At 69.7% G+C, this 7191-nt stretch carries 5 protein-coding genes; 2 read left to right on the top strand and 3 right to left on the bottom strand.

Annotation, left to right across the window (positions count from 1 at the left end; translation table 11 throughout):
• Positions 1–10: 10 nt before the first annotated feature.
• Both LQ144_RS22495 and mshA read right to left on the bottom strand, forming a co-directional pair.
• Complete coding sequence (locus LQ144_RS22495; RefSeq protein ID WP_230121469.1) at positions 11–1693, bottom strand: formate--tetrahydrofolate ligase; 1683 nt, start codon at positions 1691–1693, stop codon at positions 11–13.
• Between the two features lie 54 nt (positions 1694–1747).
• A complete protein-coding gene (gene mshA, locus LQ144_RS22490) occupies positions 1748–3025 on the bottom strand; it encodes a D-inositol-3-phosphate glycosyltransferase (RefSeq protein ID WP_230121468.1) in 1278 nt (425 codons plus the stop codon).
• Positions 3026–3193: 168 nt separating this feature from the next.
• Here mshA and LQ144_RS22485 point away from each other — a divergent pair, with 168 nt between their 5' ends.
• Positions 3194–4456 (top strand): nucleotide disphospho-sugar-binding domain-containing protein, encoded by a 1263-nt coding sequence (locus LQ144_RS22485; protein WP_230121467.1) that lies wholly within the window; start codon positions 3194–3196, stop codon positions 4454–4456.
• A gap of 59 nt (positions 4457–4515) precedes the next feature.
• Here LQ144_RS22485 and LQ144_RS22480 read toward each other — a convergent pair whose 3' ends face one another.
• The gene (locus LQ144_RS22480; protein ID WP_230121466.1) at positions 4516–5967 is read right to left on the bottom strand and encodes a 6-phospho-beta-glucosidase; all 1452 of its coding nucleotides are present in this window, start codon (positions 5965–5967) and stop codon (positions 4516–4518) included.
• A 139-nt stretch (positions 5968–6106) separates the two neighbouring features.
• Between LQ144_RS22480 and LQ144_RS22475 the strand changes: the two genes are divergently transcribed.
• On the top strand, positions 6107–7191 hold a 1085-nt coding region (locus tag LQ144_RS22475), incomplete at its 3' end, for a carbohydrate kinase family protein (protein WP_230121465.1).

Here is a 7191-nt window from a genome sequence, read left to right as displayed (position 1 = left end):
GAGAGAGCGTCTAGAACAGGCCCACCGGGTTGCCGTCCGTGTCCACGTCCATCCGCAGGGCCGCCGGCACGGCAGGAAGCCCGGGCATCGTCATCACCGCGCCGGTGAGGGCCACGATGAAGCCTGCGCCGGTCTTGGGAATCAGGTCGCGCACGTGGATAGTGAAGCCCTTGGGTGCGCCCAGCCGGGAGGCGTCGTCGGTGAAGGAGTACTGCGTCTTGGCCATGCACACGGGCAGCCCGGACCAGCCGTTCTTCTCAATGTCCGCCAGCCGCCGCAGTGCAGGCACGGAGAAATCCACCCCGTCCGCGCCGTAGATCTCCTGCGCGATGGTCCGGATCTTGTCCTCCACAGACAGCTCCAGCGGGTACAGGTGACGGAAGTTGTTGGGCCCGGCAACGGCAGCCGCCACCTTCGCCGCCAGTTCATCGCCGCCGTCCCCGCCTCCGCCACGGCCCCAGACATCCGCCACGGCAGCCTGGATGCCTTCCCCTGCACACCAGTCGATCAGCCAGTCAAGTTCCTCCTGTGTGTCCGTGGCGAATTTGTTGATGGCCACCACGGGGGTGACGCCGAACTTCTCCACGTTGCGGACGTGGCGGCGGAGATTGGCCACACCGGCGGCCAGCGCCTCCACGTTGGGCTCCTTCAGTTGGTCCTTGGCGATCCCGCCGTGCATCTTCAGGGCGCGGACCGTGGCCACCACCACGACGGCGGCCGGTGCCACGTCCGCGATGCGCGCCTTGATATCCATAAACTTCTCGGCCCCCAGGTCCGCGCCGAAGCCGGCCTCCGTGACCACGATGTCAGCGAGCCGGCGGGCCGTCTGCGTGGCAATGAGGGAGTTGCAGCCGTGGGCAATGTTGGCGAACGGGCCGCCGTGCACCAGCGCCGGGGTGCCGGCGATGGTCTGCACCAGGTTGGGCTTGATGGCGTCCTTGAGCAGCAGGGTCAGGGCGCCCTGGACGCCCAGGTCGGCCACCGTGACCGGCGCGCGGTCGTAGGTGTAGCCGAACGTGATGCGGCCCAGCCGTGCCCGCAAATCTGCGATGTCGGTGGCGAGGCAGAACACCGCCATGATCTCCGAAGCCACGGTGATGTCGAAGCCGTCCTGGCGCGGGATGCCCTGCGTCGGTCCGCCGAGGCCGATCACCACCTCCCGGAGTGAGCGGTCGTTCATGTCCAGCACCCGCTTGAACGTCATGCGGCGCGGGTCGATGTTCAGGTCGTTGCCCTGGTAGATGTGGTTGTCCACCAGCGCCATGAGGGCATTGTTGGCCGACGTCACGGCGTGGAAGTCGCCGGTGAAATGCAGGTTGATCTCGTCCATGGGCACCACCTGGGAATAGCCTCCGCCGGTTGCCCCGCCCTTCATCCCCAGGACCGGCCCGAGCGAGGGCTCACGCAAAGCGATCATCACCCTGTGGCCCGCCCTGGCCAGCGAGTCGGCAAGCCCCACCGTGGTGGTGGACTTACCCTCACCGGCAGGAGTGGGCGACATCGCCGACACCAGAACCACTTTTCCCTGCGCGGCCGCGGCGGACAGCTTGGCCGGATCGATCTTCGCCTTGAACCGGCCGTAGAGCTCCACGGCCCCGGCATCGATGCCGGCGGCGGCCGCGATGTCCCCGATGGGCCGCAGGCTGGCGCCGCGGGCAATTTCCAGATCGCTCGGGGTGCTGCTGTCAGACATCGTCGTCCTTTGGTTCGGGGGAATCCGTTTGGGTCTTCTCCGGCCGGGCCCGGCTCAGCCGGTGAGCCGCGGAACGTAGCCGGCCGGCACGCTGTGGCCGGCTGGGAACTCGTCGACGGCGGCATGGTAGCTTTCCAGCGTGATGGCGGCCGTGCGCTGCCACCCCGAGCTCTGCGCGTGCACGGAGGCCGCGCGGCCCATGTCCTCCCTCGTGACCGGGTCGTCATAGAGGGCTTCGAGGGCGTCGGCCCAGTCAGCGGCCCGGTGGCCGTCCACCAGCAGCCCGGTGCGGCCGTCAAAGATGGCGCGGGACAGCCCGCCAACACGGGTGGCCACCACAGGCGTGCCGCAGGCCTGGGCCTCCAGCGCCACGAGGCCAAAGGACTCGCTGTAGGACGGCATGACGACGACGTCGGCCGAGCGGTACCAGCCCGCCAGCTCGGCCGCGCCGACCGGCGGGTGGTGGGTGACGGCGTCGTCCATTCCGGCGGCGGTGACCAGCGACTTCAGGTTGAAGTCCTTCGCGCCGCTCAGCGCTCCCAGAATGGTCAGCTTCAGGTCGATGTCCGGACGGCGCTCGCGGAGCAGGGCGGCCGCCTTGACCAGAATCTGGGGCCCCTTAAGCCGCTGGATGCGGCCGGCGAACAACAGGTGGAAGGTGCCCGGCAGGATGCCGTGCGCGGCGCGTGAGCGGCCGCGGAAGGCGGGGGTGAAAACGGCGAGGTCAACGCCCGGGGGAGCGACGTCGATGTGGTCAAAGTCGGCGTCGTAGTGCGACACGAGTTCGGCGGCCTCGGCGCTGGTGTTGGCGATCAGCCGCGCGGCGCCCTCCACGATCCGGTGTTCGCCGTCCTCACGGCGGCGCGGCTCCGGCTTTTCGCCGGACTGCAGGAGGAGGTTCTTGACCTTGGCCATAGTGTGCATGGTGTGGACCAGCGGGACGCCCCACAGCCTGGAAAGCTCCAGTCCGGCCACGCCCGACACCCAGTAGTGGGAATGGATGATGTCGTAGCGGCCGTGCGGCTGCCGCTCGCGGATCCGTTCGATCTCGGCCACCATGCTGTGCAGCAGCTCCGGCAGCTCCTCCTTGGGCAGCTTCCGCGTCGGTCCGGCCAGGACGTTGTGGACGCACACCCCGGGGTCCGGATGTTCGACGGCGGGCTGGCCGGCGTCCGTGGACCGGGTGAAGATCTCCACCTCCACGCCGCTTTCGGCGAGTGCCGACGCCAGTCCGCGGATGTATACGTTCATGCCGCCGGCGTCCCCGGAACCGGGCTGCTCCATCGGGGAGGTGTGAAGGGAGAGGAAGGCCACGCGCTTGATCGGGGTCACGGCTCTCCTTTCGGTTCACGGGGACTCACACACGCCAGCGCCAACTGCGGCGCCCGGCCCGGGAACTGCATCCGGTAAAACACTACTCCTGAAGCGCCCGCGGATTCACGGCCCGGGCCCTCGTGACCGGCTGTAGACGTTCTGCTGCCCGCCCCATAGGCTCCAACCATGGCTTCCATCATCGTTTGCAGCGGTCCTCACGACGGCCACGTTTCACCGATGCTGGGCGTTGCCCGGCGACTGATCGACCGCGGGCACCGTGTGCGGTTTCTGACGGGTCCTGCATACCAGGAGGCGGTCCGGGCAGTCGGTGCAGAATTTGTGCCCCTGGGTGCCGGGGCCGAGTACACGCCCCCGGCCAGCAGCGCCAAGGGCATTGCGGCGGTGCGGGAGGGCGTCCGCGTGCTGGTTATCGATCCGGCGCGCGGCCAGTTCGAGGCGTTGTCGGCGGCGATCCAGGCCGAACCGACAGATCTGGTTCTTGCAGAAGTCACATTCGTCGGAGCCGGCACACTCTCGGGGCTGCCGCTGGAGGACCGTCCGCCGGTCATCGCCTGCGGCATCCTGCCGTTAACGCTCTCCAGCGCGGACTGCGCGCCGTTCGGTCTCGGTCTGGCGCCCGGACGCGGGCCGGCCGCCCGCCTGCGGAACCGCGCCCTGAACTGGCTGGTGGAAAAGATCCTGCTGCGGGACAGCGACCGGCAGGTCGACGCCATCATGCGGGAGCTGACAGGAGTGGGGCTGGAGGGGCTATTCATGCTCGACTGGCCGCGGCGGGCGGAACTCATCGCGCAGTTTACGGTCCCTGAGTTCGAATACCCTCGATCGGATGCGCCGGCGAACCTGCGCTACTTCGGACCGACGGCCCGGCACGTTCCCAGCGGCATTGCAAGGCCCGAGTGGTGGGGAGATCTGAACGGTTCCCGTCCGGTGGTCTACGTGACCCAGGGAACCGTGTCGAACACAGACTTCTCGGCACTCGTGGCGCCGAGCTTGGAGGCGCTCGCGCAGGAGGACGTGACTGTGGTGGTCAGCACGGGGCGGCGTCCGCTGGCTGATTTGCCGCCGCTCCCTGCGAACGCGCGTGCCGCCGAATTCCTGCCCGACGCCGAGCTCATGCCGAAGGTCGCGGTGTATGTGACCAACGGGGGATACGGCGGACTGCACTACGCGATGGAAAACGGCGTGCCCATTGTGGTCGCCGGAGACACTGAGGACAAGCCCGAGGGAGCCGCCCGGGTTGCCTGGGCAGGCGCAGGAATTAGTCTCGGAACCGGGCGGCCGGCCCCGGCTGCCATCCGGGATGCTGTGCAGAAGGTCTTGAGTGACGGGCGATACCAGGCCGGCAGCCGGCGGATTGGCGCGGCGATCGCGGCGTCGCCGGGCGTGGACGGCCTGATCGACGAGCTGGAGGTGCTGGTGTCGAGGTGAGGCTGCGGCCGTCACGCAGCTGCGGCCGTCGGGGCACCGTTCGAAGTAGCACGCCCCGGTTAACTGCGGCTGTCCCCGCCGGATCTCCGCCACAACGTCGCCAACCCGGGGAACGCGGCCTCGTACCCGGCAAGCAGCTGTCCGGCGAGTTTCTCCGTCCCTACCAGCGGGTGAGCGGCGAAGGCTTCCAGCGCAGCATCGCGCTCGCCGCCGGCCGCGGCCTGCACGGTGAGGAGCTCCACGCGCTTCACGCGCTGCATGAGGCTCAGCTGCGGTTCGGCCGGACGGTCCTGCGCAATGGGCACCGCGCCGCTGGCGGTCACGGTGCAGGGAACCTCGACGACGGCGTCCGGCGGCAGCCCTGGAATCGCCGGCTCCGCGCCGCCGCCCGGTCGAGAAACGGCTGAGTTCCGCGTGTTGAGGATCAGCTGGGTGCTGCCGCCGTCCGTGCCAGACCCGCCCGGTCCTTCACCGACAAGTGCCCGCATCACCGCCAGCGCCACCTGTTCGTAGCCGCCGCCGGCAAGATCCTCGGCATCGCGCGCCTCTCCGGCGCTGCGGGCTTCGGCCAGATAACCCTCTTCGCGGGACCTGCGTGCGGCATCCCACAATCCAAACGCCGCCTCGCCAGCGGCGGCCAGCCGGGGATACAGCTCGGCCTGCTGGCCATGGATGGACTCGCCGCGGGTGCCCTCCATGGCGCGCATCGCCGCGGCCGCCCGCGCTGTTTCGTAGTAGTAGAACAGGTATTCGTTCGGCAGGACGCCCAGCGCCTGCAGGACGGGCTGCGGAAACAGCCTGCCCTCCTCGAAGCCGGCAAGCGCGCCGGCGTCGGCCAGCAGCCCCGGCAGGAGATCACGGCCGCCGGACTCCAGCCGGTACAGCCAGCCGAGATGGTTCAGCCCGTAGTAGCCCACGCCGTCGAGCTTCCCGGCAGGCAGGGGCGCGCCCGCAGCCCTGGCGGCGCGGTGGACCAGGGCGCTCGCGGAATCGCAGATGCCAATGACCTTCCGGCCCAGCACGGGCAGCAGCGCTTCGGTGACCATCCCCGCCGGATTGGTGAAGTTGACCAGCCACGCGTCCGGGCAGTGCGTCCGCATTTCGCGGGCCAGTTCCAGCATGGCGGGGATGGAGCGCAGCGCGTACGAGATGCCGCCCGCGCCCGTGGTTTCCTGGCCCAGCAGCCCGAGGGCCTGCGCGACGCGTTCATCCGCTATCCGGCCTGCCGTCCCGCCCGGCCGGATGGCTGCAAACACTACGTCGGTGCCCGCCAGTGCCTCGCGGAGGGACGAGGTGGTGGTCACCGCCGGGGGCTGCCCGACGGCGGCCCTGCCGTCCGTCCCGGAGGCCGCCGCCATGGAGCGGAGCACCGCGCTGATGGCAGCGAGGCGGCCGGGATCGACGTCGAAGAGCACCAGTTCCCGGACCAGTCCGGCGTATGGCCCCGAGCAGAGCGCCCGGTACACGAGGGGAACCCGGAATCCGCCGCCACCGGCGATCATGAGCCGCATGGCAGGAGTCTATGCGCACTGTGCCGCTTCGCCATCCATCCGCTCACCGTTGCGGACCGGCGGCGAGCACCGCCGGTCCTGGCCGTACCCCCAGACCTTGGGGTTTCAACACCAAGGCCCACGGCGTAGTGTGCCGAACATGGATGCGATTCCCGCAGGCCGCTTCGATCCGCTCTCTTCCGTCCGAACGACGTCGGCCGGAGGTTTTGACCTGCTGCTGGCCGGGACGGTGTTCCAGGACATCATTTTCACGGGACTGCCGCACGCGCCCCAGCCCGGGACCGAAATCTGGAGCGAAGGGATGGGAAGCTGCCCCGGGGGCGTGGCGAACCAGGCCATCGCGGCCGCCCGGCTGGGCCTGCGGACGGGCCTTGCGGCGGCGTTCGGTGACGACGGCTACGGGGACTACAACTGGAAGATTCTTGCCGGGCAGGAGCACGTGGATCTGTCCCTGTCTCGGCGCGTTCCGGGCTGGCATTCGCCGGTGACGGTGTCCCTGAGTGTGGACCACGACCGGTCCATGGTGACCCACGGGCATCCCGCGCCGGTGACGGCCTCCGAGCTGATCGGGGAGCCCCCGCCCGCACTGGCGGCAGTGGCGGACCTCGGCCACGAGCTTGAGCCCTGGGCGCTGGCGGCGCACAACGCCGGCGTGAAGCTGTTCGGCGACGTGGGCTGGGATCCCAGCGGCGAGTGGTCGCACGCCCGGCTCGAGAATCTGCGGTACTTCCACGCCTTCATGCCCAACCAGCGCGAGGCCATGGCCTTCACCGGCAAGGAGAATCCCTGGGCCGCCCTGTACTCGCTGGCAGACCGTGTGCCCGTGGCCGTGGTGACACTGGGGCAACAGGGAGCCATGGCCGTGGACTCGGAGACCGGCGAGGAGGAATGGGTGCCGTCCCTGCCGGTGACCGCCTACGATCCCACGGGGGCCGGGGACTGCTTCGGGGCGGCGTTCGTGGTGGGCTGCCTGGCGGGTTGGCCGCTGGGTGACAGGCTGCGGTTCGCGAACCTGTGCGCCGCGCTGGCCGTCCAGGAAGTCGGGGGCTCGCTCGCGGCGCCCGGCTGGGGGGACATCGCTGACTGGTGGAAGCGCGCCATCGCCCGGCCGGAACGCCGGGGGAGCCAATGGATGCGGCGCTACGCCTTCCTCGCCGACATCGTCCGCGACGTGCCGCCGGAGGCCCAGCGGCGGGCGGCCGCCACGATCGCACACCTGTCGGA

The organism is Arthrobacter sp. Bi83, from assembly GCF_918698095.1.
Lineage (GTDB): Bacteria > Actinomycetota > Actinomycetes > Actinomycetales > Micrococcaceae > Arthrobacter.
Note: the sequence above shows the minus strand (reverse complement) of the source record. Positions and strands in the feature narration are given on the sequence as shown.

Bases quoted from the DNA above. Each gene is read 5' to 3' on its own strand.
- LQ144_RS22495 (WP_230121469.1), bottom strand. From the start codon at position 1,693: ATGTCTGACAGCAGCACCCCGAGCGATCTGGAAATTGCCCGCGGCGCC.
- LQ144_RS22485 (WP_230121467.1), top strand. From the start codon at position 3,194: ATGGCTTCCATCATCGTTTGCAGCGGTCCTCACGACGGCCACGTTTCA.
- LQ144_RS22480 (WP_230121466.1), bottom strand. From the start codon at position 5,967: ATGCGGCTCATGATCGCCGGTGGCGGCGGATTCCGGGTTCCCCTCGTG.